We start from the raw sequence: 24,501 nt of genomic DNA, 5'->3' as shown, positions 1-24,501 counted from the left end.
ACGGTCATGTTTCAGACAGCCGAGTCCTCAGATTTCTTCTTGACCATTGTCAACCGATTTCCGCGCTCATTATAGGCAACCTCGTCCATTATGTTGTAAATGAAAAGAACGCCGCGGCCTGAGGATTTGAAAAGATTTTCGGGATCGAGCGGATCTGGGATGTTGTTGACATCGAACCCTTCGCCTTCGTCCTCGATAGTGAACCGAGCTTCCTTGCTCGAAACTTCAGCGGAAACGCGAACGAGTTTCTCTGCATCGAACTTATTACCGTGCTTGACGGCATTCACGAAAGCTTCGTCCAGGGCAATGAACAGATTTGATTGCTCCGGCTTGATCACTCCGAGTTTTTCAACCCGCTTCATCAGGTATTCGAGTATCACATGCATCAGCGAGATGGCACTCGGGAATTCGAATTCAATATACTCGTGAAGATCCTGGACAAACTCGATCTTATCTACAAAACGCGTCTTGTAGTCCAGGATCGTTGCAACAATCTCCTTGAGTTCGTCTTCGTTGAAACCGTCGCGTCTGAAGTTTGCTGCACAGATCTTGAAGGCTTTGATATGTTCAGCAGTGATACCCGCAGGCAATTGAGGTAAGCAGACCGGTCCGTCGCCGTTGGCAGGGGTCTCGCATGCCGCCTTCTCAACATCCAGATCAGTGATCACGAGATCAAATTTCTCGATGTCATCGAAAGCAACTGCTTCGGCTCTGGTCTGAGCGATGTGTACTTCATGACCATCATGTGAGAAGACTTCGTCAAGCGAACTCGCGAGGTCATCATGGTCATCAATTATCAGGATACGTCTATGCATTACGCCGGCAAACGACAGAAATAGATACGATGAGACTCTTTAACATGTTGCAAATGATACCTTAGGTTGCTAACAATTTTCTATTATGTCGGAAGATTTCCAGAAAGCCTATCAGTTCGACTCGCTTGATCGATTTACATTGAAACAACGTATCGTCATCCGGACGGTCGGATACTTGGGGTATCTGATCGTGCGGCTGATCGGATCGACGATCCGATTTGAAAAGACCGGATGGGAGAACTTCGAGGCTATAAAGGCCGCCGGAAAGATCCCGATCTATTCATTTTGGCATGACCGTATCATAGCCGGGACATATTTTTTTCGTGAACACGGAATAATCGTCCTCTCATCTAGCAGCTTTGACAGCGAATATACCGCCCGCTGTATCCAGCGTCTCGGGTTTGGAATAGTAAAAGGCTCGTCAAGCCGCGGCGGCGCTCGAGCCTTGGTCAGAATGATACGAATGATGAAGAGCGGTTTCGAAATGGCATTCACGATCGATGGGCCACGCGGGCCCCGATACAAAGCGAAATCAGGCCCGATCATTCTTGCCAAAAAAACCGGAAATCCGCTGATGCCTTTTGTCATTGAATGTGAAGATTACTGGACGTTGAAGAGTTGGGATCGTTTGCAGATCCCGAAGCCGTTCACAAAGGCCAACCTGATCATTGGTGAGCCGATCTTTATTGAATCAAGGGCTCGCGACAAAGAACTCGAAGCAAAGATCGTCGAACTCCAAACATCGCTTGATGAACTTGTCCTTCGCGGAGAGAAATGGAGAACCGATCAGAGCTGATCCGCCCGACCGGCGGTAAACACACTGGCACCCATCAACACAAATGAGATCCAAATGAGGTCAGCGAGCAGCAGGTGTCCTAGCTGCATCACGATCGGAGCAAGCAGCAAAAGTGTCGCTCCGCCGAATATGATCTGCACGATAACCAGTATCGAAACGACATTTGCCCATTTGGAGACGAGAGCATCCTTATTCGCAGCTTTTCTGATCATGTCCGACAAAAATATCAGAAACACGGCCGTAAAGATCGAAAATATCGGATGTAGGATCCGCAAACGCAAAAGAATGTGAGAATTCGGATCGAAGTCTTTCGCGATGCCCTCCGCGAGCGTCTCGCTCGGGAAAAGCATATTGGTCAATGCGGCCATCGAACCGCTGATACCGGTAACGAATATCGCTGCGATCCCTAACGCCAATAGGATCCAGACCTTGGCTGGCCCTCGCAGGACGAATCGTCGGTCACCGCTCGCGAACCATGCGGTGAGTCCAAGAAGCCCGATGAGAACGAAGGTGTTGATCAAATGGCCGGCCGTCCAATACGGCCTTGATGGCGTCCAATTTGCGGCGGTGTTTCCCGTTAGCACCAAACCGCCTCCGATCGCCCCTTCGATAAGAATGAAGACGAGCGATAGCAAGGCAAGTCGCCGTACAAGATGGCGTTTTTCGAATTTGCGAAATGCCCATATTACGAGACCGATCACGACAAGTCCGGCGAGCATGCTCGTCACCCGGTGCGAGAATTCGATGAGCGTTTTGAGTTCAGGAGCGGATGGGATCGCCTCGCCATGGCATGTTATCCAGTGTTGGCCGCAACCATCGCCGGAGTAGGAAGCCCTGAGAAAAACGCCCCACAGAATAACGACGAGGTTGTACGCGAGAGCAAACCATGCATACTTTGCGAACGCCGTCAGTTTGTTGTTTTCGATCATAATGTTCTGTCGGAACGAGGGCTAGTTTCAATTTACACCACGAGCACTCAGCCTCAAAAGAGCGTTATTATTAGTTTGTCTAAATGAAGGAACGGATCGACAAATTACTCACCGACCGCGGCCTTGCGCCGTCGCGCACAAAAGCACAGGCGATGGTGATGGCGGGCGTCGTGCTCGTCAACGACTTCCGGGTTGAGAAACCGTCGCAAACCTTCGAATCTGACTCGAACATCCGAATAAAGGGCGACACGCCCGATTCGCGGTATGTCGGTCGCGGGGGTCTGAAGCTGGAAAGGGCTCTTTATGCTTTTAACATCGATCCACAGGGCTTGACCTGCTTGGATATCGGGTCGTCCACGGGCGGTTTTACAGACTGTCTACTTCAGCACGGAGCGGCACACGTTACCGCAATAGATTCCGGAACAAACCAGCTGGATTGGAGGCTTCGCTCCGATCCACGTGTTGACGTCCGTGAAAACACCAATGCCCGTGAACTGTTGCGTGAGGAGTTTTTCTCGCCGTTCGATCTCGCTGTGATGGATGTTTCATTCATATCAGTCAAGAAGATCCTGCCCGTCTTGATGCCGCTGCTTATCGAAAACGGTAGAATCATCGTTTTGATCAAGCCTCAGTTCGAGGTCGGTAAGGGTGAGGTTGGCAAAGGTGGGGTCGTTCGTGATCCGGAAAAACACGACCGCGTTGTTCGCGAGGTGAATGAATTTGCCCGTGCCATCGGCATGACGCCGGCCGGGTTGATAGAATCACCGATACTTGGAGCAGAGGGTAACAAGGAATTTCTTGCCTTATATGAACTCGACTGACGAGCAAACAGAGCCACGGTTCGTCGAAGGCCGCGATTACTATTTCGAAAACGGCCTGCTTGTCATGACTGCCGAATACCTGCTACGCCGAGGTTATTGTTGTGGCAACAGGTGCCGCCATTGTCCGTACGAGGCTCACGCAATGACCTCTACTCAAAGCAAGAATTCTTCGAGTTCATTGTGAGATGGCGCGGTGTACTCGACGACCGCTTCTGTTGACGCGGTATCTTGTTTCAGCCCCGCTGGGCGATCTTCTACCGGTCTCGGCGTCACCGCAGGTTCTGATTTTACAGGTATGTCGAGAAAGTCGATCGGCGTCCGAGCAATTTGCACCAACAACTCCGGAGTGCAGCAGACCCTTTCATATTTTTCCAGTTCAAGCCGCATTTCATCACGGTCTCCAAGCCAGTCTAATGCGGACTCAAGGGTTTCACGGCCGCCCGCGTCCGTCGGCCAGAGGATTCGATAGTGCATCCATTTGCCGTCTCGTCTGGCTTCCACTAGGCCGGCATTGCGCAGATATGCCAAATGCCTCGATATCTTCGGCTGGCTGTCTCCGAGTACCTCAGTGAAAAAACAGACACAGACTTCGTTCCTACGCATGAGGTTCAGCAAGCGGAGACGCGTCTTGTCGGCGAGCGCCATGTAGAACCGTTCCATGTGATCAAGATCGGTTGAACTTCCCATGAGAAAAAAATAGCATAGATCGGGAATTTTGTCTTGACATATATGGACATTCAGAATATATTCGCTCATACATATATGTTGATGCGTATATGAAGTTCAAAAGGAGAGTAACAAAATGTCGCAAAAATCGATCACATCTCTTAAACCGCATATATCGTTGAACGTGAAAAGCGTTTCTGACAGCGTGGAGTTTTATTCAAAACTCTTTGGCATCGAACCGATGAAGTTCATCAAGGGAGATACGACCACCCACTCGGCCGTTAAGGAGCAGCGCGGGGAGGAAAGCGTAAAGCCGAGGTTTGGCTACGCAAAGTTTGATGTCGAGGACCCACCGCTGAATTTCGTCCTTAACGAGGTCCCGTATACAGAAGGCGGTGGCCTTTCGCACTTGGGGATCCAGGTCGCGACAACCGAGGATGTCTTAAGGACCCGCGAAAGATGGGCCGAATCGGGACTATTGACCGTCGACGAAATGAAGGTCGACTGCTGCTACGCGCTGCAGGACAAGACGTGGGCACGCGATCCCGACGGCAACGAATGGGAAGTCTTCGTCGTGCTTGAAAACACCGAGCCCATCGCCGAGGCGTGCGGGTGCGGTGAAAAGGTGGCACATATCGAGCTATCAACCGCGGCGTGTTGCACACCGGGCAAAAAGGCGTCTACCATTGGGGCGACAGCGGCACCTTGCTGCTAGATCGGAGGCCCGATGTACGAACACTCTTTCTTCACTTTGTCTGTTCACGCAGGCGAGGACCGCGACGCGAATTTCGGTGCACTCTCTGTCCCGATCTATCCGGCGTCGGTCTTCGCCTTTTCTGACGCCGATGAGGGCGTCGCCATTCACAATTACGAAAAGCCTGGTTATTTCTACGGGCGGCTAGGCAATCCCACTGTCGATGCGCTGGAAAAGGCGATGGCCGAACTCGAACGCGGCGAGGCCGCCCTCGCTCTTGCTTCCGGAATGGCTGCTGTTTCTGCAGCGGCCTTCACGTTGGTAAACTCGGGCGATCACGTCGTCGCACCGGAATCGATGTATTCCACCACGACGAATTTCCTTAACCACATCGGCGAGCAGTTTGGCATTGAAACGACGTATGTCAATGCCGAGGACGCAGAGGCTTACGCAGCTGCTATCCGTCCCAACACAAAGATGTTTTGGGTCGAATCGCCTTCCAATCCGCTGGTAAAGATCACCGATATCGCCGAGGTTTCCGCGATCGGCAAACGTGCCGGGATCGCCACCGTGGTCGATAACACATTCGCGACGCCGTATAACCAGCGGCCGCTCGAACTCGGCGCAGACCTCGTCATTCACAGCGCGACCAAATACCTGGGCGGACACAGCGATCTTTCTGCTGGCATCATTGTCGGCGGCCGCGATCTGGTCGAAAAGGCCCGGCACGGAGCTGCGAAATACTACGGAGGCAATATCGCTCCGCAGGTCGCTTGGCTCGTGCTCCGCGGGATCAAAACCTTGGCACTCCGGATGGAACGACATAACAGCAATGCATCTGCATTAGCATATATGTTATGCGAGCATCCCAAGGTCATGTCCGTGCATTACCCTGGCCTTGAATCTCACCGCAACCACGAGATCGCAAAACGTCAAATGCATGGCTTCGGCGGGATGCTCGGCGTCGATGTCGGTACGGTCAAAGCCGCAAAATCCGTCGTAAATAGTCTTAAAGTATGTACTTTTGCCACATCCCTCGGCGGCGTCGAAACGCTCATCCAGCCAGTCGCATTGATGACACATGCCACGCTCTCGCCGGAAGATCGGGCAAAGGCCGGCGTTTCCGACGGGCTTTTGAGAATTTCTGTCGGAATTGAGCACGTTGATGATATATGTCGTGACATATATGACGCGTTAGGTTAGTGGAGGAACTACTAACATGGAACATCTCGTCGTACTCGCATTCGTTTTCCTGAACCTTTTCATGGTGCTCGGCGCCGTCGATCTCTTTTATTTCCACATTTGGAAATACCGCCTGCACACTCGCGTCGAAAGCCGCTATGAGCACAAGCTTCATATGGCATTTGCTTTTCTGATGGTGCCGGTCGCCTATCTGCTCTTCTATCAGGACTTCGGTGGTTGGGCTCTCTGGGCGGGCGTCGCCGCTGTCGCCGCGGCACTCGGAACTGAGCTTCTCGATGTATTTTCTGAGAACGACAGCCGTGCATCGCTCGGCGGGCTTTCCACCGCGGAATATGCTCTCCACGTCGTGTTAACCATTCTAAAGGTTGCGGCATTCGCATTCATCTTCGCATCGAAGCCGACCGCGGCGTGGAGCCTTTCCTCGCCTCTGGTTCTCGGCAGCTATGGATTCATGGGCGAGATTATCGCCCTCAAAGTAATGATCGGCAGCATTGCGGTCGGTATATTGCATCTCGTTTTACTGGACCGACGCATCGCCGCACTTAGCTGCAAGAGCCTGTCTGAGATCGTCGATTGCAAAGGATTTTCGTGCTGTGAACCTTGAGCATATGCGGTAATACGCATATGATATTGGTATATATGTCACATACCGCATCTGAGCCTCTGGGTGGTGTGAGAAAGCTCTCGTTTCTCGATCGTTTCCTAACGCTGTGGATATTTGCGGCGATGGCGTTGGGCGTCGGGATCGGCTATTTTGTGCCCCGCACGGCTGACTTCATTAACCAATTCCAGGTCGGCACGACGAACCTGCCCATCGCCATCGGCCTGATCCTGATGATGTACCCGCCGCTGGCAAAGGTTAAGTACGAAGAGCTGCCGTACGTTTTCCGTAATACAAAGGTACTTGCCCTTTCGCTGGTGCAGAACTGGATAATCGGGCCGCTGTTGATGTTTGGCCTTGCAATGCTTTTCCTTTTCGATAAGCCGGAATACATGATCGGTCTGATCATGATCGGCATCGCCCGCTGCATCGCGATGGTCATCGTCTGGAACGACCTCGCCCGCGGAGACAATGAATACGTCGCCGGGCTGGTCGCATTCAACAGCATTTTTCAGGTGCTCTTTTACAGCGTTTACGCATACATTTTCGTCACGGTGTTGCCGCCGCTCTTCGGCGTTTTGGGCGCGACTATTGACATCAGCATCCGGCAGATCGCCGAAAGTGTGCTGATCTATCTCGGCATTCCCTTTTTCGCCGGCATGATCACGCGTTTTGTGCTGATTCGTCTAAAGGGCCGCGAATGGTACGACCACGTTTTCATCCCGCGCATCAGCCCCGTTACGCTCATCGCACTGCTGTTCACCATTGTCGTGATGTTCAGCTACAAGGGGCAGTTGATCGTCGAGATACCGTTCGATGTGGTCCGGATCGCGATACCACTGGTGTTCTATTTCGTCATCATGTTCTTCTCGGCGTTCTATCTGGCAAAGCGCGCCGGAGCGGATTATCCGAAAAGTACGTCGCTGGCATTTACCGCAGCTGGAAACAATTTTGAGCTCGGCATTGCGGTCGCGATCGCCGTTTTCGGCATCAATTCCGGCGTTGCGTTCGCCGCCGTCATCGGCCCGCTGATCGAGGTGCCGGTGCTGATCTTGCTAGTCAATGTCGCGCTCAAACAACGCAGCAAATTCAAGGAGGCCGTGGCATAAATGGCAGACACGAACAAACCGGGCATTCTCGTACTTTGTACCGGAAATTCCGCCCGTTCGCAGATGGCTGAGGGGCTTTTGCGATTTCATCTCGGCGACCGTTTTGAGGTTTTCAGCGCAGGCACGCAACCGAGCATCGTCCGACCAGAGGCCATCGCCGTGCTTGCAGAGGTCGGCATCGACATCTCCGGCAATCGTTCAAAATCCGTCAATGAATTCGACGGCCGTGATATAGATTACGTCCTCACCGTTTGCGACAATGCGAAAGAAAACTGTCCATACTTCCCCGCGAAGACCAGACTCGTGCATCACGCTTTCGATGACCCTGCCGATATCGAAGGCGATCCGGAAACCAGGGTCGAGGCCTTCCGCAACGTTAGAGACAAGATCGAGGTATATATCAAGAGTGATTTTGTGCCGAATGTGCTCGGGTTGTAGAATCGCGAAGAGATGGCATTCATTCTCGCATTTGACCAGGGCACGACCAGCAGCCGTTCGATGGTCTTTGATCACGACGGTCGATCGGTAAAGTTGAGTCAAAAACCCCACCGACAGATATACCCTCAACCCGGTTGGGTGGAACATGATCCGGTCGAGATCTGGCAGGCTCAGATCTATACGGCGACCGAAGCGATCCGCGAGTTTCCGAAAAAGGCGATCAGAGCGGTCGGAATAACCAACCAACGAGAAACCACAGTGATCTGGGAACGGGATACCGGACTCCCGATATATAACGCCATCGTCTGGCAAGACCGAAGGACCGCGGCGTTTTGCGACAAAATAAAAGCCGAACATGCTAACGAGATCAAGCACAAGACCGGCCTTGAGGTTGATGCTTATTTCAGCGCGAGCAAAGTAAATTGGCTATTGAACAACATTCCGGGCGCTCGCGAGCGAGCCGAGGATGGCGAACTCGCTTTTGGTACGATCGATTCGTGGCTTGTTTGGAAACTCACAAACGGCAGAGAGCATGTCACCGACGTTTCAAACGCATCGCGGACGATGTTGTTTAACATCAACTCTCTTGAATGGGACAACGAACTCCTATCTCTTTTTGATGTACCAAAGGCGATTCTTCCTGAAATTCGCTCTTCATCCGAGGTGTATGGTGCAATCGAAGTTCCTGAGGAACTGAGCGGGATCACGATCGGAGGCATTGCTGGCGACCAACAAGCCGCGCTGTTCGGTCAGACGTGTTTTTTGCCGGGTTCGGTCAAGAACACCTACGGTACCGGGTGTTTTATGCTCCAAAACACCGGCGATTCCCCGGCAACGCCATCCGCACAAATTCTTTCGACAGTTGGCTGGAAGATCGGCCGTCAAACGACCTACGCGATCGAAGGCAGTGTCTTTATCGGCGGAGCGGTCGTTGAATGGCTTCGCGACGGGCTCAAGATCATAAAATCGTCGAGCGAAGCTGAGGAGTTGGCGAATTCGGTCGACGACAGCGCGGGTGTTTACTTCGTGCCCGCATTCAGCGGTCTTGGAACGCCGCATTGGGACCAGGATGCACGAGGCCTGATCATCGGCCTCACACGAAGCACTTCACGGGCACATATTGCCAAAGCTGCGATCCGTTCGATCGCGTTCCAGACCGCCGATCTTCTCGATGCTCTATGCTCGACTTCCGGTGTAGGATTGCACGAACTTCGGGTCGATGGCGGAGCTGCACGCAACGATTCACTTCTTCAATTTCAGGCTGATATCCTTCAACTTCCCGTGGTTCGGCCAGAGGTGACAGAAACGACCGCACTCGGAGCAGCATACTTGGCCGGACTGGCAGTTGACTTCTGGTCCTCTACCGCTGATCTTGAGGACCATTGGACGATCGAACGCCGGTTCGTTCCACTGATCGAAGCTTCAGAGTCAGATGAACTTCGGGAACGCTGGAAAGATGCCGTCGGCCGATCTTTACGATGGCACAAATAAAAAGAGGACGCTTAAGAGCGTCCCCAAAAAAGGAAATTGAATCAAAACTAGACTTCGTTGTTCTCGCCCTTTGACTTGCTCATTTGCGGAGCTGCCGAAGCTTGGGGGAGCGGGGCCCCGACCGCGTCGGATTTCGTTAGCGGCGACTCGTCATCGGTTTCGGGCAAGGCATCGCTGATGATCATCTTGCCGGCATGTTTTGTGAAAATAAGGACCGATTTGGCAGTGTCAAAGTCAACGGTTACAAAGTCGCCGGTCTCTACTTGCTGCGTCGCGACAAGGTTTGATAAGGGGTAGACCAGAAATCGTTCGATCGACCGCTTAAGATGCCGCGCTCCGTACTTCAGATCGATGCCCTCGCCGAGCAAAAACTCCTTCGCGGCGTCAGTACACTCGAAAACGAACTTGGTGCCGGCTGACTCGGTGATCCTGTCTTGAACCGACCGCAATTCGATGTCGAGGATCTGCCTCAGGTGGTGTTCTTTCAGGCTTCTGAACACGACAACTTTGTCGATCCGGTTCATGAACTCGGGCGAAAACTTTCGCTTCGCCGCTTCGAGTGCCGTGCGGTAAATCTTAGTATCGATCTCAGTGTCTTCCTGCGGTTTACCTTGTTTGACAGGCGCAAATCCGATGCCGCCCGAGATCATGTCAGACATTTCACGGGCACCGAGATTCGATGTCATGATGACCACGGTCCGCGAAAAGTCGACGCGTCGGTTGTCACCCAATGTCAGCGTCGCTTTGTCGAGTATTCCAAGAAGCAGTTGCCACAGCGAATCCGAAGCTTTCTCGATCTCGTCAAACAAGACAAAGGTCAGCTTTGTTTCTTCGGTATGGGCCTTATCAAGGTTCTCCTGGGTCAGCATCGGCGATGTTTCGCGGTGACCGAGATAACCTGGAGGCGACCCGATAAGTTTTGCGATCTCGTGCGAATGCTGAAACTCAGCGCAATCGATCTTGACGACCGCATGTGGATCCGCAAACAGCACCTCTGAGGCGGCTTCGACAACCCGTGTCTTTCCTGAACCTGTTGGCCCAAGAAACAACATTGTCCCGATCGGGCGGGCAGGATTGTTCATTCCCGCAAGGTAAATCTGGAAAAGGCCGCTGACTCTGCGAACTGCGCGTTCCTGTCCAACGATCAGCCGCGAAAGCTTGTCTTCGAACTCCGCCGCTCTCGGACTCTTTCGATCCGGATCGAGCAAGATGCCCTTTTCCGCGTTTTCTCTCTTTTTTGCTGTATCGTTTTTCATCTTTCCTGACTCCTTGCCGGAACGCCCAAACCAGGCCCCTTACTTCGTCTTGACGTTTTTTCAAAACCGGATTTGCACAAACCGCTGAGGCAAAACCGTCGTCACTAATGATGATTTCAATATATTATACGTTGGCTGGACTTTAGAATCTGGAAGGAAAGGTCCAGAGGACTTTGAGGTAATGTGCCGAAGACGGCACCGTCCTTTTGAATTATTAACACAATCCTCGACTGCATTGCAAGAAAAATCCAAACGTTTTCTGGATTTCCATGGTTAATCGTAATATTCGAGGCCGAGGTGTGTGATCAATTCCTCACCCCGCATGTGCCGCAGAGTATTCTTTAGTTTCATGAGCTGAATAAAAATGTCGTGCTCAGGATAGAGCTCTGGAGCAGTTTGCGGAGCTTTGAAATAAAATGAAAGCCATTCCTGAACCCCGCGCATCCCTGCGCGCTGTGCAAGGTCCATGAACAATGCAAGATCAAGAGCAAGCGGCGCGGCCAATATCGAGTCGCGACAAAGGAAATCGATCTTTATCTGCATCTTATATCCAAGCCAGCCGAAGATGTCGATACTATCCCATCCTTCTTTGTTGTCGCCACGAGGCGGATAATAGTTGATCCGGACGACATGCGAGAATTCTCCGTAGAGGTCGGGATAGATCTCAGGCTGAAAGATATGCCCCAAAACCGATAGCTTCGACTCTTCTTTGGTCTTGAAATTCTCAGGATCATCCAATACTTCCCCGTCGCGGTTGCCGAGGATGTTGGTCGAGTACCACCCGTCGAGCCCTAGCATTCGCGATTTCAGGCCGGGTGCGATGATGGTCTTCATCAGCGTCTGGCCGGTCTTGAAATCCTTGCCGCAGATCGGAACACCTTTCGTTTCCGCGAGCTTGGTGAGTGCGGGTATGTCGACACTCAAATTAGGTGCCCCGTTTGCAAACGGTACGCCGGACATTAATGCAGCATAGGCATAGATCATTGACGGAGCGATCAGAGCATCGTTGTCATATAGTCCACGTTCAAATGCTTCGATGGTACCGTGAACCTCCGATTCCTCAAGAAAGATCTCGGTCGAGGCCGCCCAAACCATGACAAGCCGCTCACAACCATTTTCAGACTTGAATTTCGCGATGTCGTCGATCAACTGTTCGGCAAGCTCCATTTTATTCTTACCGGTCTTGATGTTGTCGCCGTGGAGCCGCTTTACATAATTCTGCTCAAAGACGGCCGGCATCGGTTTGAGACTTTCCAGCTGTTCCGATACCTGGTTCAGCAGGTCCTTTTCGAGCACCCCTGCTTTCATCGCCGCGTCGAATGCATTGTCGGCAAAGATATCCCATGCGCCGAAAACGATATCGTCCAGTGTTGCCAGCGGCACGAAGTCTTTTATTTTCGGGACGTTGTTTTCTGTCCGTTTGCCAAGCCGGATCGTCCCCATCTGCGTGAGGCTGCCGACCGGCTTCGAAATACCACGCCTGATCGATTCAACACCGGCGACCAGTGTCGTACTTACTGCACCAAGGCCAACAAGCAAAATACCGAGTTTTCCCTCGGCCGGTTCGATCACAACACCCTTTTCGATCATCTTTTCCTCCCCGCGATAAGTTAAAAAGCATAGCTTTAGCGGTTTGCATTAGCAAACGAGGTCGAGCATACCTACTGAAACGTGGATCGGAAGGCGAGAGATCGACTAAGAGAGCACCATCACCATAGATTCGCCGGTGACGACCTCTTGGGCGTTCTGATTCGTGCAGATGGTCTGAAGCGTGACGATGCCTTTGTCGTCGCGGATGTGCGAGACCGTTGACGTGACGGTAACTGAGTCCCCAACAAATACCGGGGCAACAAACCGCATGGTCTGTGAAAGATAGACTATCTTCCGCTCGGCAAACTCCTGCCCGAGAACGGCCGAGATGAACGCACCGGTCAGCATCCCATGCGCGATCCGACGGCCGAACCGCGTCTTCGCCGCAAATTCCTCATCCAGATGTATCGGGTTGAAATCACCCGAAATCTCAGCAAACTTGCGGACCAACTCCTCAGTCACGTCGCGTGTGCGCGAGAATCTGTCGCCGACATTTATGTTATTCATGAGACATTATCGCCGCTGACTCTATGTACAAAATGAGCGAAAATCGATCTCTGCAAAGATATTGTCACGAGCCCCGATCTCGGCAAGCAGCTCGTGATCGATATTGCCGCTGTCCAGCATCTTGGCAAGTAGATCGAAGCGGTGGATATGCGACTGAAAGCGCCGCGACGAATACTCGACCGTCGTGCCCTGGTAGATCTGAAATGCCCAGTCGGACGACTGCGCTAAGAGCAGTTCTCTAGCCATTTGGTTAAGTAACCGGACCGATATATCCGCGCCATCGTGCACCATATTACCCGGAACCGACGGCGCCTCGGCGGCTGCAAACCGGTCTGCGTATTCTGTCATTCGCCGCTCCGCGTCGTGTTGGTACGGGTACATCCACGAGTTGTTCTCATTTAGCCAGACTTTGTAATAGCCGTTCTCTCCCCACGATGATGCCGTCGGTTGCTGTACCTGGATCGGGATACCGCTGTCCAGAAAATCGCCCGGCGTCACGGCCGCGATCTCGTTCTGATCCCAATGCATTTTCCGAAACAAAAAGTCGATGAACTGCGGCCCCTCGAACCACCAATGCCCAAACAACTCCGCATCATAGGGCGACGTGACGAGCGGCGGATGGCCGTCAAAGGTCTTTCGAAGTTTGTGTGCCTGTTTTATCCGTTCGCCGATAAAATGCATCGCATTCTCAGCGGCTTTCTCGGTTGCGAGCTTCGGAATGTAGGGCTGTTTGTGTTGCTGCGGAACATTACGTCCGGTGATGCGGTGATATTTCAGCCCGAGATGCCGTCGATTGCCATCCGCATGCAGATAAGGTTTCAAATAGTCGATCGGAAGATCCCAGCCGATATCCCGGTAAAACTCGCGGTACACGTCATTTCCCGGATAACCGATCTCAGCCGACCATACCTGCTGGCTGGTCTCGATATCGCGTGCGAACGTCGCAACTCCGTTCGGGCAGACGACCGGCGCATGCACCCCGTATTTAGGCCGCGGATCGCCGTATAGAATTGCGTGTGTGTCCGAAATAAAATACTCAATTCCGAATTCTTTAAGGATCTTCTCGACACCCGGCTCATACGCACATTCTGCCAGCCAGATACCTCGTGGCTGACGGTGAAAGTGCTTCTTGTAATTTGCGACCGCGATCGAGATCTGCGCCCGACGGGCTTCGGGCGTTGATATCAGCGGGAGAAAACCATGGGTCGCGCAGCAAGTGATGATCTCAAGAACGCCTTCGTCCTGAAGCTCCCGGAATGCGTTTATCAGGTTCCGTCCGTATCTGTCGTTCCAAAGGCCTAGGGAGTGCCGCAGATTATCAGCGTACATCTCCGCCACAGCCTGAAACTCAATTGCCTCAGAGCTCGTCCGATTGACCTCTTTTTCGGCCAGGTCCAGAAGATTCTCGAGATGCCGTGTATACCGTTCCTGCAGTAGCGGATCGGCAAGCATCTCCGAAAGAGGCGGCGAGACATTGATCGCGACCCGCGGGGCAGCGTCGGCGTCGTGGAGATTTTGAAAAATGAAAATGAGCGGTAGATAGACCTCAGTGATCGCTTCGAATAGCCAGTCTTCCTCAAGGAATTCGGGATACTCGGGATGCCTGACGTATGGCAGGTGGGCGTGGAGGATCAGGCTGAAATATCCGACTGGCATACGGTGCAATTATTAACAGGAAGAACAGGATAAACAAGTCAATACATTTAACCTAATCATCCCGTGCTTCCTGTTTGAAATCACCGCAAGCTACCCGGCTATGACGCTATGAGAGCCAAGTGGTTCAAATTTGGCAGATCTTTCAAATCCGCGGGGTTTCGTCCTCAACCGCGTCCGGCGTGGAAAATTGACAAGGCTTGAACCGAAAACGGCTGGGCCAAATTCTTCTTCCTCTGCCATGAGTTCTTCCTCATCGATCTCGAATTCTGACTTCAATGCTGCGAGGGCATCTTCCTTGGTGACGTTGTCGATCATTTTCTGAAGCAATGAAAACAATCGGTCACCGATCCGAAAACGCAGCTGTTCAAGCGTCGCACCGGCAGCCAATGAAAGCATCGCGTACCGCATTTCATCGGCATCGATCCCATCGAATGACGAGCCTTTGTTTCCCGTCATTCGGCCGAATGCCCGTTGCGTCGCATCTTCTGCCTGAACCGGATCGTCCCCTGCGATCGCTACGTCAAAAGCGTCCTGTCTAAATCCGGCAACATCCAGAACCTGCGCGAACTTTTGGGCCGGGATACGCCAATCGGTATCGGTCGCGATTCGGGGGCTCGGACTCTTTCGCGGCGTCTGAACGGTGTTCGAGTACATCACTCTCACAAACGGTCGGCTCGGCGAATAAAATCCGATCTCGGCACGATACTCGCTGTCCGCCTCAACGTTGAACCACCAGTTGCCCTCGGGTTCGACCGCGTGATACTGCTCCGAATCGCGCTTTAGATCGATCAGTTTTAGCACGAACGTATATTTGCTCGATTCGGTGCCCAATGCCCTATTTAGACGCTGGAACGGATTGTTCCTGATCGACCAGTAAAAATAAAGCTTGTTCGGTGACTGCATCTGCAGCCAAGCCCGATTTTCGCGGTTCAATGCCGGCAATTTAGGCAATGCCAGTTCCTTGAATACCGAAGAGGCTTCTTCCGAGGCATCGATCGTAACTGCTTCCTCGTCCTCTTGAGCTTGGAGGGTAGGTTCCTCGGGCGCATCAGCAGATCGCTCGGAAATAAAGACACTCGAGGTCGGGCGATCCTTTTCGTCCAATACAAACTCGATCACCTCTTCCTGAGGCTGTAAAATTCCGTCATTAGGTCGTTTGATATTCGTATTACTCATATCGTTATAAAGCGTTCGTAAAAATAAATGAAAATTATGACGCCTCCGGATGCAACATACAAGCCGGAGGACAAGAATTAACGTCGATTTTAGTGGATTATTTCGATCTTGTAGCAGATCGCAGCTTTATGTCTACCTTGCCGATCGATGCATTGACCGTAGACCTGACCGGGATGCGTTGAGCGTCATCCGTGATCCATATCACCATCGAGCCCTCACGCTCGATCAAACGTCCTTGGCCAAAGACATCAGGCTCGACACGAAAGCACCAAACCCTTCCGATCGCCGACTTGATGCGTTCACGAGCAGTGACCTTCACCGGTATTTTGTAAACAAGCCCCGAATCACTGACCGATATCTCGAACGTTCTACCGACCGCCAATGGCAACAGCCTCAGGCTGTATATGCCCGAAATAATATCATGAGTCGAGCCCTCTATTTCAGAAGCAATCCTCCGCGGAGGTCGCATCGGATCCTTTGGATCGGTTTCGGTGTAGGTCACTCTTCGTCCGCCGTAGTCGAAAAAAGCCTCCGAGTCACGCACCCGTTCCTTCTGAACATCGTGCTTGACTGTCTTAAGGGCGTAAAAACGCTCGCGGTCTATGGTTGAATCGATACGTTGAAGAAAACTGAATCGGAATAGTTTAAGAAGTGTGCCTTTAGACCGAGCCTCGGCTTTGATCAGGTAGTCTTCACCGCCGGGTGAATCCAAAACGGTGAAAGTAAGCTCCGCGACCGAAATGCCGCTGATGATCTTGGATAATTTTCCTTCGAATGTCAGCACCTCTCCGACCTCGAACGGAGCCTTGGCCCGCGGCACGTTTGTATTGGGCTGCGAGAACGCCGCGCCACAGAGAGCGATCAGAAAAATAGCAGCATTGAATAATCTAAGAATCGTTCGCTTCATCAAACCTTGGAGAAAAAGATCATCTTCGCAGCGAGAATGCACAGGCCAAAGATCAAACCCAATCCAGCCTGATATTCCCGGTGTTTCAAGTATAGCTGAAAATCAAAATTCGCGTCGATCTTTTTCCATGGACTCAGTCGCGGAAGAAACAACGGCACGTTATCAACAAACTCCTGAAACTCGGCTCCAAATCGTTCTTTCAGGTCTGATTCTTCGACGCGCATAACAGGCAAATAGATGCCAAGGAACAAAGCCGCGGTGATCAGGCTGAGCCACCATACTCCGGCCCCGATCGTAAATCCGACTGCCAGTAAAAAACTGCCCAGATAAAGTGGATTCCGCGTGAACGAATACGGCCCGGTGACGGCAAGCTTTTCATACTTATGTATGTGGCCTGCGGCCCATGCCCTGATCAAAATTCCGATCGTTGCGATCACACCGCCGACTGCAAGTGTCGAGGCGGTCGGCTCAGCGAAGAAAATAAAAGCGGCTGAAAGCACGAATCCTAGCGGGACGCGAAATCTCTGCAGCATTCTTTTGTTCTTTGAGATCATTTCGATTTTAGGTCACTCATTGTCGGTCACGGTCCGTCTCGGAGTTCGTTAACCGCTCGCTGACGGCTTGAAACACCCGATCGACACTGATGTCCATACAGATCCAATTTCCGCATGTCCGTCGGTGACACTTTATCCGACACCCTATATCGTAACGTTCCACACAGATATCGTTCTCGTTCAAACTGCCGTTACGCCACCATTCGGTCGGCCCGAAAATGCCCACTATCGGAGTTCCGGCAGCGATCGCTAGGTGTGTTGGGCCCGTGTCGCCGCCTATATAAACCGCCGCCTTCTTTGCGACCTCATAAAAGCCACGCAAACTTGGCTGTATCGCGATCGCTTTGCCGGACCTGCTGTGTGCTAAAACTCGTTGAGCGAGTTCGACCTCATTCGGGCCCGTCGCGACCAACGATACGAGACCAAACCGCTCTGAGATCCGGTCTGCCAACTCGCCGAATTTCTCCGCATGCCAGAGTTTTGTTACCCAGCCGCCGGCGGGATTCAGAATCGCAAATCGGCCGCCTGCGCCAGATATTATAGCGTCAGCCTCGTCACGATGAGATCTATCGGGAAAGATCGGAAACTCGATCGTTTCTGGATCTTCAACGATGCCTAACGCGGCGTTGGCGAGCATCAGGTTTTTTCTGACAACGTGCGTCTTAGGCGGTATTTTCACCGCGTCGGTGAGAAATACCCTGCTCGTCGGTTCGCGGAGCTGTTTTCGCGAGAATCCCCACCGCTTTTTCGCACCTGATATTCTCGTCACCGCCCCCGATTTTAAAAGACCTTGAAAATCGATCGCTACATCGTACTCCCGCTCGCGGATCATTCGAGCATAGCGTCCGATCTCGAGCACCATCTCTTCGACGACCATTCCGCCACGCAGCGAGCTTGTGTCGATCTCCAACAGATTGTCGATCATCTCATTGCCGCGAAGTATCTCGGCAGATCTGGCCTCAGCGACCCAAGTGATCGATGCATCTGGCAGGGCCGTTCGAATCGCATTCAGAGCAGGCAGTGTGTGGACAATATCCCCAATAGCCGATAGTTTTACGATTAGGATCCGCACCGACGTCTATGGTATCTCGCTAAGTCGAAATAGCCGAATGCAGGCGATATTTCTACCGTCAAATCCGTTGGCCTCAAAATTCTACTAGAAAAATCACGCGTCGTTAAGTTATTCTATTTATAGGTGTCTCCGCAGCCCACCGCTCCTTTTCTATGCAAAAGCCCGAACGAAAGCAACGCGATCTCCGTCCGGCACTCGTCTTTTTAAGCGGCGAGCTTATTGCCGTACCGATCCCGCTTGAGCGCGAAGAGGTGGTCTTGGGACGGGCGGTAGAGGCTGACGTCCGCGTAAACGACTCAAAGGTCTCACGACTTCACGCTAAGATCGTCACTACCAGTTCGGGCACCGATGGCGCAACGAGGTGTGTGCTTTCGGATCTTGAATCACGAAACGGAACGTTTCTTAATGGTCAGCGGATAGAAGAAGAGGTGTTGAGCAATGGTGACAAGATACTGATCGGCGAGCACCTGCTCCGATTTGACCTCTTGGACGAGATCGACCGTGAATACCAGCAGCAGATACATCGCCTCATTTCTCACGACGACCTTACAGGGCTCCTGTCAAGTCGCTCATTCTTTTCGGAGTTGAGACGCGAATCGGCTCGCGCAACTTCCGAAGGCAGGACCTTTTGTGTCCTGATGATGGATGTCGATCACTTTAAGGACGTCAACGACAAATACGGACACCTTACCGGAAGCAAGACGCTTGAGGAGATCGGCGCTTGCATTATCGCCAGTATGCGCAGCGGAGATGCGGCGTCTCGATTCGGCGGCGAAGAATTTTCAGCGTTTCTTTTAGACGCCGACCTTGCACAAGCGATGGTCGCTGCCGACCGAATCCGTGCGACCATCGCGGGGACCGATTTTTCGGTCATCCGGCAGGGAAAACCAACAGATAAACACCGCGTTACGATCAGTATCGGCATTGCGACCTTTCCCGACGATTCGAACGATCCGATCGAATTGGTCGAAATGGCCGATTCTGCCCTTTATCGAGCGAAACGCGAGGGACGCAATCGGGTCTGTGCCTATCGCGAACTTTCGCCCGATGATGTCAAACGTGATTTGCCGGCCCGTCGCGACTAAGTTTTGCAACATTAGATCGAAGCTCCGCGTGTAAGACGCGGAGTTTTCTTTTGTGGTAAACTCTGGCTGTCGCCCGACACTGATTTATTCGAGTTTTTATAGGGTTTTTTGCCGAGTGATAACCAAACTTAACCTAGCTTCAGATCCGTTTCGCAACCGAACGACACCGTACCTTGTTTCCATGCTTTTGCTGGCGGTATCGTTCATTGCCGCTTTGCTTTTATATTCCCAACTTAACGAGAACCGCAAGCTTAACGAAGTCGCGACAAATCAGATCCGTGAAATGAAGGCTGAGGTCGATCGTCTTAAAGGAGAGGGCGAAAAAGTGCAGCAGCAGCTGAGTCCTCAGCAGCGCGACCTGCTTGTCGCTTCACATAAACTCGTCGCCAACAAGTCCTTTGGGTGGTCACGTCTCTTTTACGACATCGAGTCGGTGATCCCCGGCAGTGTCAGTGCTTCGAGGATCGTCGTTCAGAACGTTTTTCGCGAAGGCGACCGTGTTAAGGCCGAATTGGACTTCACGGTCGTCAGCCGTGACTATCAAGCAGTGATGGCAATGATCGCGAACATGAACGGCTCAGGCGTCTTTCAGGCCGAACTCAGGGGACAGAATCTACAGTCGAATCAAAGAATGACCTTCTCTGAGTACACATTGCGATTGATCTATACTCCGCCGGCAGGCGTCAGTCAATCGTCCATTGACATCGCGCAGACAAATTCAGGAGGCGGTGTCGAATGACCGATAAAAAAGCCAACACTTCTGAAAGCGAACATGATCTTGCGGAGATCACGGTAAACGATTACGGCAAGACGATCGATACGACCGTTGTAGTAGACGAGCCGGGCCGCAGTGTGATCCTAACCGATGATACTGCGATAGTTATCGATAAACCGGCCGAGCTTCACATTACTCCGTCAAACCGGCCGCGAAAGGTTAATGCCGGAATGTGGGGCCCCCTTGAATTGGGCGTTTTCGGAGCCGCATTACTTATACTTCTGGGAGTCTTTCTCTATTACCTGTTGTTCGTTGCCCCGTCAGCGCGCGAACTCGAACGAAACAAGGCCGAACGCGACCGTCTCGAGCTTGAGCTCATTTCAGCTCAATCGAAATACGGTAACATCACAAGTACCGAGACTCAGGTAGCGAAACTGGTTTCGAGCGTCGATGAGTTTGAGTCGAGCTATCTACCGGTCGCGGCAAACGGTCGAACATCGCTCTATCAGCGATTGAACGGTTTGATCGTTGGGTATGGTCTAGTAAATACGAATGGGCCGGCTTACGCGCCGCTTGAGTTGGCCGATCAGGATCAGATGAACCAGAATGATGAAGAACGCGGCCGCGAACGCTTTCGAAGTCTATTTCCCGGCGTCTACGTGACAATGACAGTAGAAGGGCCGTACCAAAATCTGCGGCGGTTCATCCGCGAGATCGAAACCGGGAACGAATTCATTGTGATCAGTTCGGTTGAGCTTGCACCGTCAGAGTCGACCGCCGGAACGAACCAGTCGGTAGCCGCAACAGGGCCGCCGGTCGAACAGCGCACGGCGACAATCAATCCGATCACCGGCGAACCCGTTCAGACAACGCCGCAGGCTCAAGCACCTCGCGGCCGCACTTTCGGTGAACGTGTGGCTCTCCGTTTGGAAATGGCGGCATATTTTAGGCGTCAGAACGTGGCTGCCGAATCGGAGCCGGGCCAGTAGAACGGCCCGACCATATCGCGCGACGGGAACTTTTTCGACGTCGTCGCGTGTTTGAATTTAGAACGATCAGATGGCATTTTTAGAAGGCAGATCACCAAGCGAACGAAACAAGCTGATCGCAGCCGTGGTTCTCGGCGTGCTTGCTTTGTTCTCGCTGTATATGGCCTTTGGATCAAGTCTTTTCGGCAGAAGTTCGAGAACTGCGGCCACACCGACACCGACCGCATCGCCCGGCCGATCGACGCAACGCGACCTGACCGCGGTCAAAATGCCAACCACATCTGAACAGAACTTTGATTGGCAGACGACGCCGATCTTCTATCGGCCTGGCAGTTTTTCAGCACCCGATCCGGGGCGGAATATCTTTTCTTTCTACGAGCCGCCTCTGCCAACGCCGTGGGTCCCGACACCTCCGCCTCAGACACCGATCCAGACGCCGATCCCGACACCGACACCTCATATGTTGGTGGCATACGTCACGCCGCAGAGCGTATATGCCGGTTCGCGTGGATTCAGGCTTGAGATAAACGGAGACAAGTTCTCGCCGGATGCCAAGATCTATTTCAGCCAAAGCGAGGTACCGACGACCTTCGTCAGCCCGCAGCGGCTCGTCGCCGATATTCCGGCCAGCTTTATTACGACCGAAGGTCCAAGGCAAATAATCGTTCAAACCCTCGACGGTACGAAATATTCCAACCAGATAATGCTCTCTGTCCAGGCACCGCCTCGGCCGCAGTTCCAGTATGTCGGGATGATCGCACGGCGGCTCGCCAACAACGACACGGCGGTCTTTCGCGAACAAGGAAAGCCGACCGAATTCAGTCATCGGCTCAATGACGTCATCGCGGGCAGATTCAGGCTGATCAGTATTTCTTCTGCAGAAGTGATCGTCGAAGACACCAATCTTGGTTTCAGACACAAACTCGAGCTGTTTCGCCCACCGCCGGGATCAGTGACGACTTCGTTGCCGGCAACCGGCCGTCCGCCGTCCGGTGGCAGGCCCGGAGGATTTGACCAGGGATTTCCGTCAGGCGGACTGCCGCCAGCGAATGTCAGCCCAGGTTCGATTCCAGGCATTCCGGATAACATACCGCGGTACATCCCGCCCGCGAATGCGGCTCCGCGACCGACACGACCGCCGCAGGATCGGCCAAAGGATGATGACGATGACACCGATGGAAAACCGCGATAGCCGGCGACCAGAAGCGGGTATGACGCTGATTGCCGTCATGGCGATCATGACCATACTTGCGATCGCACTCCTCGCAGTTGCACCGTCAGTTCAGCAGGAGGTACAGCGGGAAAAAGAACTCGAAGCGATCCGTCGCGGTGAAGAGATCGCGAACGCGATCCGCGAATTCGTAATTCACCACCGCGGAACTAAACTGCCTGAGTCGATCGACGAACTTCTCGAAGGCCTTCCGCAGGGAACCAAGACCCGAATGATTCTTCGTCCATCCGCCGCTATCGACCCATTGAGCGAAGATGGCAAATGGCGGCTGATCGAACCGGAACCGCAGGTCCTCGCGTCGTTTGCGAAACGCGTGCAGACTTACAACAACGGTTTGCTCCCGACGAATCCATCGCAATTGTTCGACAAATATTCGATCATTATCGTCAACTCGCTGAACACCGAAAGCGAGGACGACCTTACCGAACCTGATGACTTCGATATCGTGACCGATAACGCCCCGTTCATCGGTGTCGCGAGTCAAAGTCGAAGCCGATCGGTATTGACCTATTACGGTATCGAAAACCACTCCAAATGGGTCTTCACCCCACTCTTCCGCGGCGGCGGAGCCAACTCTCCCGGGCCGCCCAGGCCTGCCGCACCTAACTCAAATCGCTGAAGCACGGTCGTTTGCGTTCGCTTAGGCCCCAGTGAGGTTAGGTTCAATCGAATTCGGACCCGTGCTTTCTGTTTTCTACAACCTCCTCAGGTGCGGCCTTCACGGCGGGCGGCGAAGTCGGAAACAGGTCGAAGCCTGCTGCCTCAAGTTCAGATTTGACAGCGATCGCGGCGCGGTCAAATACACCCATCGGCCTATTCTTCGTTGTATCGAGCCAAAAATTCGCGGTAATGCTCACACCGCTGTCTGTCAGATCTGTAACGAACACATTCGGCGAGGGTTCTGCTACGACACCGTCGGTTTCGGTCAGCGCGATTCGGACGATCTCTTTCGCTCGATCGATATCCTCATGAAAACCCAGGTTGAATCTCAACGTCAGGCGGCGTTTCGAACCAGCGCCTCTGATCGTCAGAGCACTCGAATACATGTCGCCGTTCGGAATAAGAACAAGCTCGCCGTCGTCTTTTCTCAACGAAGTGGCGCGCACTCCGATGTACTCGACCTTACCTTGATTCGTGCCTACAAATATATAGTCGCCGATCTTGAACGGCTGATGCCAGAGGATGAGTATTCCTGAAAGGAAATTGTTGAGAATATCCTTTGTGGCAAAGCCGATAACAAACGATGTGAAGCCGAGCCCGGCGATAACGCTCCCAAGATCGAACGACGGTATTACGACCGTCATCGCTACAAATACTCCCAAAACGATGATCGAGCCGGCGATCAGTCGTCCAAAGAGTATTCGCAGCCGAACATCGATCGATGTCCTCTTGCTGCCCGCAAGAAAGATCCGGCGAATTATCTTCGAGAGTATCCAAAATAGTAGAAGGACAATAAGCCCGGCAAGCAAGAACGGTAAGCGGCCGAAGAATGACGTGATCATTCGATCAAGAGATTCGAAAACGGCTTTATTGATCTCAGTGCCTAACTGAACTATCCAAGCGCCCCATGTCGAAACTTGCAGTGCGAGGTTCATGATATTATTGGTCTTTTCGCATCTACGATATCAAATTGCCCATACTTGTTTAATGGTCCGGTTGATATTTTGCGTTATTTGAATTAGAATAATTCTAAGCTCAAAAGGAGGCATCATGGAACTTCATAACACCAAAATCGACCTTGCAAAAGGAAAGCGAGAAAAACTCGTCGCTCTACTCAACCAATCGCTTGCCGATGCGATCGATCTGAGGTCACAAGCAAAACAGGCCCACTGGAATGTTAAGGGGTCGAATTTCATTGCTCTACATGAACTTTTTGACCGCGTCGCAACCGAGGTAGAGGTCCATGTCGACGATATTGCAGAGAGGGTCACAACGCTCGGCGGAACGGCTATGGGAACGGTTCGGATCGCTGCCGAGAGATCATCACTTTCGCAGTATCCGATGGAGATAATCGATGGTACGGCGCATGTGGATGCACTTTCGACGGCCCTTGCTGATTTTGGCAAGAAGGTGCGAAAGAACATTGACGCCACAGACGAACTCGGCGATGCCGACACGGCCGATCTTTTTACAGGTATTTCGCGCGGTATCGACAAACTGCTTTGGTTCGTAGAAGCCCACAATCAGGCTTAAAGACCTT

Annotated in this window: 27 protein-coding genes; 15 read left to right on the top strand and 12 right to left on the bottom strand. The window is 52.5% G+C overall.

Features of this window, described 5'->3' with window-relative positions:
• Positions 1-11: 11 nt before the first annotated feature.
• Positions 12-815 carry an ATP-binding protein gene (locus IPM28_14615; protein MBK9174214.1) on the bottom strand — a complete coding sequence of 268 codons (804 nt, stop codon included), beginning with the start codon at positions 813-815 and terminating at the stop codon, positions 12-14.
• An 85-nt stretch (positions 816-900) separates the two neighbouring features.
• Here IPM28_14615 and IPM28_14610 point away from each other — a divergent pair, with 85 nt between their 5' ends.
• Positions 901-1,611: a lysophospholipid acyltransferase family protein gene (locus IPM28_14610; protein ID MBK9174213.1), complete on the top strand. Its 711-nt coding sequence runs from the start codon at positions 901-903 to the stop codon at positions 1,609-1,611.
• On the opposite strand, the gene IPM28_14605 is transcribed toward IPM28_14610, so the two are convergent.
• Positions 1,602-2,540 (bottom strand): COX15/CtaA family protein, encoded by a 939-nt coding sequence (locus tag IPM28_14605; protein MBK9174212.1) that lies wholly within the window; start codon positions 2,538-2,540, stop codon positions 1,602-1,604. The two genes, IPM28_14610 and IPM28_14605, sit on opposite strands and share 10 nt — an antisense overlap.
• Positions 2,541-2,623: 83 nt before the next feature.
• Between IPM28_14605 and IPM28_14600 the strand changes: the two genes are divergently transcribed.
• Positions 2,624-3,361, top strand: a complete 738-nt coding sequence (locus IPM28_14600; GenBank protein ID MBK9174211.1) for a TlyA family RNA methyltransferase — start codon at positions 2,624-2,626, stop codon at positions 3,359-3,361.
• The gene (locus IPM28_14595; protein MBK9174210.1) at positions 3,348-3,545 is read left to right on the top strand and encodes a hypothetical protein; all 198 of its coding nucleotides are present in this window, start codon (positions 3,348-3,350) and stop codon (positions 3,543-3,545) included. The genes IPM28_14600 and IPM28_14595 overlap by 14 nt, the downstream gene beginning before the upstream one ends.
• Here the strand turns inward: IPM28_14595 and IPM28_14590 are convergent.
• Positions 3,515-4,048: a metalloregulator ArsR/SmtB family transcription factor gene (locus IPM28_14590; GenBank protein ID MBK9174209.1), complete on the bottom strand. Its 534-nt coding sequence runs from the start codon at positions 4,046-4,048 to the stop codon at positions 3,515-3,517. The genes IPM28_14595 and IPM28_14590 overlap by 31 nt on opposite strands.
• A gap of 115 nt (positions 4,049-4,163) precedes the next feature.
• Between IPM28_14590 and IPM28_14585 the strand changes: the two genes are divergently transcribed.
• From IPM28_14585 to glpK, 6 genes are all read left to right on the top strand, one after another.
• Positions 4,164-4,742: a VOC family protein gene (locus IPM28_14585; GenBank protein ID MBK9174208.1), complete on the top strand. Its 579-nt coding sequence runs from the start codon at positions 4,164-4,166 to the stop codon at positions 4,740-4,742.
• A 12-nt stretch (positions 4,743-4,754) separates the two neighbouring features.
• Entirely contained in the window at positions 4,755-5,924 is a 1,170-nt protein-coding gene (locus IPM28_14580) for a PLP-dependent transferase (GenBank protein ID MBK9174207.1), read from the top strand.
• 16 nt (positions 5,925-5,940) lie between these two features.
• A complete protein-coding gene (locus tag IPM28_14575; GenBank protein ID MBK9174206.1) occupies positions 5,941-6,528 on the top strand; it encodes a hypothetical protein in 588 nt (195 codons plus the stop codon).
• Positions 6,529-6,596: 68 nt separating this feature from the next.
• Entirely contained in the window at positions 6,597-7,634 is a 1,038-nt protein-coding gene (gene arsB / locus IPM28_14570; protein MBK9174205.1) for an ACR3 family arsenite efflux transporter, read from the top strand.
• On the top strand, positions 7,635-8,072 hold the full coding sequence (locus IPM28_14565) for an arsenate reductase ArsC (GenBank protein MBK9174204.1): 438 nt from the start codon (positions 7,635-7,637) through the stop codon (positions 8,070-8,072).
• Between the two features lie 12 nt (positions 8,073-8,084).
• Positions 8,085-9,563: a glycerol kinase GlpK gene (glpK, locus tag IPM28_14560; protein MBK9174203.1), complete on the top strand. Its 1,479-nt coding sequence runs from the start codon at positions 8,085-8,087 to the stop codon at positions 9,561-9,563.
• A gap of 47 nt (positions 9,564-9,610) precedes the next feature.
• Here the strand turns inward: glpK and IPM28_14555 are convergent, their stop codons facing one another.
• The 8 genes from IPM28_14555 to waaC form a co-directional block, all read right to left on the bottom strand.
• Positions 9,611-10,819, bottom strand: coding sequence for an AAA family ATPase (locus IPM28_14555; GenBank protein ID MBK9174202.1), 1,209 nt, complete (start codon positions 10,817-10,819; stop codon positions 9,611-9,613).
• Positions 10,820-11,092: 273 nt separating this feature from the next.
• Positions 11,093-12,409, bottom strand: coding sequence for an inositol-3-phosphate synthase (locus IPM28_14550; protein ID MBK9174201.1), 1,317 nt, complete (start codon positions 12,407-12,409; stop codon positions 11,093-11,095).
• A gap of 105 nt (positions 12,410-12,514) precedes the next feature.
• Entirely contained in the window at positions 12,515-12,916 is a 402-nt protein-coding gene (locus tag IPM28_14545; protein MBK9174200.1) for a MaoC family dehydratase, read from the bottom strand.
• A gap of 21 nt (positions 12,917-12,937) precedes the next feature.
• Positions 12,938-14,572 (bottom strand): DUF1957 domain-containing protein, encoded by a 1,635-nt coding sequence (locus IPM28_14540; GenBank protein MBK9174199.1) that lies wholly within the window; start codon positions 14,570-14,572, stop codon positions 12,938-12,940.
• Positions 14,573-14,662: 90 nt separating this feature from the next.
• Positions 14,663-15,748, bottom strand: coding sequence for a DUF4912 domain-containing protein (locus IPM28_14535; protein MBK9174198.1), 1,086 nt, complete (start codon positions 15,746-15,748; stop codon positions 14,663-14,665).
• Between the two features lie 97 nt (positions 15,749-15,845).
• The gene (locus IPM28_14530; protein MBK9174197.1) at positions 15,846-16,655 is read right to left on the bottom strand and encodes a DUF3108 domain-containing protein; all 810 of its coding nucleotides are present in this window, start codon (positions 16,653-16,655) and stop codon (positions 15,846-15,848) included.
• The gene (locus IPM28_14525) at positions 16,655-17,188 is read right to left on the bottom strand and encodes an isoprenylcysteine carboxylmethyltransferase family protein (GenBank protein MBK9174196.1); all 534 of its coding nucleotides are present in this window, start codon (positions 17,186-17,188) and stop codon (positions 16,655-16,657) included. Before IPM28_14525 ends, IPM28_14530 begins: the two co-directional genes overlap by 1 nt.
• Positions 17,189-17,225: 37 nt before the next feature.
• Positions 17,226-18,281 carry a lipopolysaccharide heptosyltransferase I gene (waaC, locus tag IPM28_14520; protein MBK9174195.1) on the bottom strand — a complete coding sequence of 352 codons (1,056 nt, stop codon included), beginning with the start codon at positions 18,279-18,281 and terminating at the stop codon, positions 17,226-17,228.
• 152 nt (positions 18,282-18,433) lie between these two features.
• Between waaC and IPM28_14515 the strand changes: the two genes are divergently transcribed.
• The 5 genes from IPM28_14515 (at position 18,434) to IPM28_14495 (ending at position 22,920) form a co-directional block, all read left to right on the top strand.
• Positions 18,434-19,366, top strand: coding sequence for a GGDEF domain-containing protein (locus tag IPM28_14515; protein MBK9174194.1), 933 nt, complete (start codon positions 18,434-18,436; stop codon positions 19,364-19,366).
• A gap of 115 nt (positions 19,367-19,481) precedes the next feature.
• On the top strand, positions 19,482-20,105 hold the full coding sequence (locus IPM28_14510) for a hypothetical protein (protein ID MBK9174193.1): 624 nt from the start codon (positions 19,482-19,484) through the stop codon (positions 20,103-20,105).
• On the top strand, positions 20,102-21,070 hold the full coding sequence (locus IPM28_14505; GenBank protein MBK9174192.1) for a hypothetical protein: 969 nt from the start codon (positions 20,102-20,104) through the stop codon (positions 21,068-21,070). The genes IPM28_14510 and IPM28_14505 overlap by 4 nt, the downstream gene beginning before the upstream one ends.
• Before the next feature lie 70 nt (positions 21,071-21,140).
• Positions 21,141-22,262: a hypothetical protein gene (locus tag IPM28_14500; GenBank protein ID MBK9174191.1), complete on the top strand. Its 1,122-nt coding sequence runs from the start codon at positions 21,141-21,143 to the stop codon at positions 22,260-22,262.
• Positions 22,263-22,281: 19 nt separating this feature from the next.
• Positions 22,282-22,920 (top strand): type II secretion system protein, encoded by a 639-nt coding sequence (locus tag IPM28_14495; GenBank protein ID MBK9174190.1) that lies wholly within the window; start codon positions 22,282-22,284, stop codon positions 22,918-22,920.
• A 43-nt stretch (positions 22,921-22,963) separates the two neighbouring features.
• Here IPM28_14495 and IPM28_14490 read toward each other — a convergent pair whose 3' ends face one another.
• Positions 22,964-23,896 (bottom strand): mechanosensitive ion channel family protein, encoded by a 933-nt coding sequence (locus IPM28_14490; GenBank protein MBK9174189.1) that lies wholly within the window; start codon positions 23,894-23,896, stop codon positions 22,964-22,966.
• Positions 23,897-24,011: 115 nt separating this feature from the next.
• On the opposite strand from IPM28_14490, the gene dps reads away from it, so the two are divergent.
• The gene (gene dps, locus IPM28_14485; GenBank protein ID MBK9174188.1) at positions 24,012-24,494 is read left to right on the top strand and encodes a DNA starvation/stationary phase protection protein Dps; all 483 of its coding nucleotides are present in this window, start codon (positions 24,012-24,014) and stop codon (positions 24,492-24,494) included.
• The last annotated feature ends 7 nt before the right edge of the window (positions 24,495-24,501 follow it).

It is taken from the genome of Chloracidobacterium sp., from assembly GCA_016716305.1.
GTDB lineage: Bacteria > Acidobacteriota > Blastocatellia > Pyrinomonadales > Pyrinomonadaceae > OLB17.
The sequence above is the reverse complement of the archived record's forward strand: the minus strand, read 5'-3'. Positions and strand labels throughout refer to the sequence as shown.

What these genes read in the sequence shown, in the direction of transcription:
- IPM28_14515 (MBK9174194.1), top strand. Translation starts at nt 18,434, where the DNA reads ATGCAAAAGCCCGAACGAAAGCAACGCGATCTCCGTCCGGCACTCGTC.
- IPM28_14490 (MBK9174189.1), bottom strand. Translation starts at nt 23,896, where the DNA reads ATGAACCTCGCACTGCAAGTTTCGACATGGGGCGCTTGGATAGTTCAG.
- IPM28_14530 (MBK9174197.1), bottom strand. Translation starts at nt 16,655, where the DNA reads ATGAAGCGAACGATTCTTAGATTATTCAATGCTGCTATTTTTCTGATC.
- dps (MBK9174188.1), top strand. Translation starts at nt 24,012, where the DNA reads ATGGAACTTCATAACACCAAAATCGACCTTGCAAAAGGAAAGCGAGAA.
- IPM28_14535 (MBK9174198.1), bottom strand. Translation starts at nt 15,748, where the DNA reads ATGAGTAATACGAATATCAAACGACCTAATGACGGAATTTTACAGCCT.
- IPM28_14595 (MBK9174210.1), top strand. Translation starts at nt 3,348, where the DNA reads ATGAACTCGACTGACGAGCAAACAGAGCCACGGTTCGTCGAAGGCCGC.
- IPM28_14575 (MBK9174206.1), top strand. Translation starts at nt 5,941, where the DNA reads ATGGAACATCTCGTCGTACTCGCATTCGTTTTCCTGAACCTTTTCATG.
- IPM28_14525 (MBK9174196.1), bottom strand. Translation starts at nt 17,188, where the DNA reads ATGCTGCAGAGATTTCGCGTCCCGCTAGGATTCGTGCTTTCAGCCGCT.
- IPM28_14590 (MBK9174209.1), bottom strand. Translation starts at nt 4,048, where the DNA reads ATGGGAAGTTCAACCGATCTTGATCACATGGAACGGTTCTACATGGCG.
- IPM28_14495 (MBK9174190.1), top strand. Translation starts at nt 22,282, where the DNA reads ATGACGCTGATTGCCGTCATGGCGATCATGACCATACTTGCGATCGCA.
- IPM28_14605 (MBK9174212.1), bottom strand. Translation starts at nt 2,540, where the DNA reads ATGATCGAAAACAACAAACTGACGGCGTTCGCAAAGTATGCATGGTTT.
- IPM28_14555 (MBK9174202.1), bottom strand. Translation starts at nt 10,819, where the DNA reads ATGAAAAACGATACAGCAAAAAAGAGAGAAAACGCGGAAAAGGGCATC.
- IPM28_14565 (MBK9174204.1), top strand. Translation starts at nt 7,635, where the DNA reads ATGGCAGACACGAACAAACCGGGCATTCTCGTACTTTGTACCGGAAAT.
- IPM28_14610 (MBK9174213.1), top strand. Translation starts at nt 901, where the DNA reads ATGTCGGAAGATTTCCAGAAAGCCTATCAGTTCGACTCGCTTGATCGA.
- IPM28_14545 (MBK9174200.1), bottom strand. Translation starts at nt 12,916, where the DNA reads ATGAATAACATAAATGTCGGCGACAGATTCTCGCGCACACGCGACGTG.
- glpK (MBK9174203.1), top strand. Translation starts at nt 8,085, where the DNA reads ATGGCATTCATTCTCGCATTTGACCAGGGCACGACCAGCAGCCGTTCG.
- IPM28_14585 (MBK9174208.1), top strand. Translation starts at nt 4,164, where the DNA reads ATGTCGCAAAAATCGATCACATCTCTTAAACCGCATATATCGTTGAAC.
- IPM28_14505 (MBK9174192.1), top strand. Translation starts at nt 20,102, where the DNA reads ATGACCGATAAAAAAGCCAACACTTCTGAAAGCGAACATGATCTTGCG.
- IPM28_14600 (MBK9174211.1), top strand. Translation starts at nt 2,624, where the DNA reads ATGAAGGAACGGATCGACAAATTACTCACCGACCGCGGCCTTGCGCCG.
- IPM28_14550 (MBK9174201.1), bottom strand. Translation starts at nt 12,409, where the DNA reads ATGATCGAAAAGGGTGTTGTGATCGAACCGGCCGAGGGAAAACTCGGT.
- IPM28_14580 (MBK9174207.1), top strand. Translation starts at nt 4,755, where the DNA reads ATGTACGAACACTCTTTCTTCACTTTGTCTGTTCACGCAGGCGAGGAC.
- IPM28_14500 (MBK9174191.1), top strand. Translation starts at nt 21,141, where the DNA reads ATGGCATTTTTAGAAGGCAGATCACCAAGCGAACGAAACAAGCTGATC.
- IPM28_14540 (MBK9174199.1), bottom strand. Translation starts at nt 14,572, where the DNA reads ATGCCAGTCGGATATTTCAGCCTGATCCTCCACGCCCACCTGCCATAC.
- IPM28_14615 (MBK9174214.1), bottom strand. Translation starts at nt 815, where the DNA reads ATGCATAGACGTATCCTGATAATTGATGACCATGATGACCTCGCGAGT.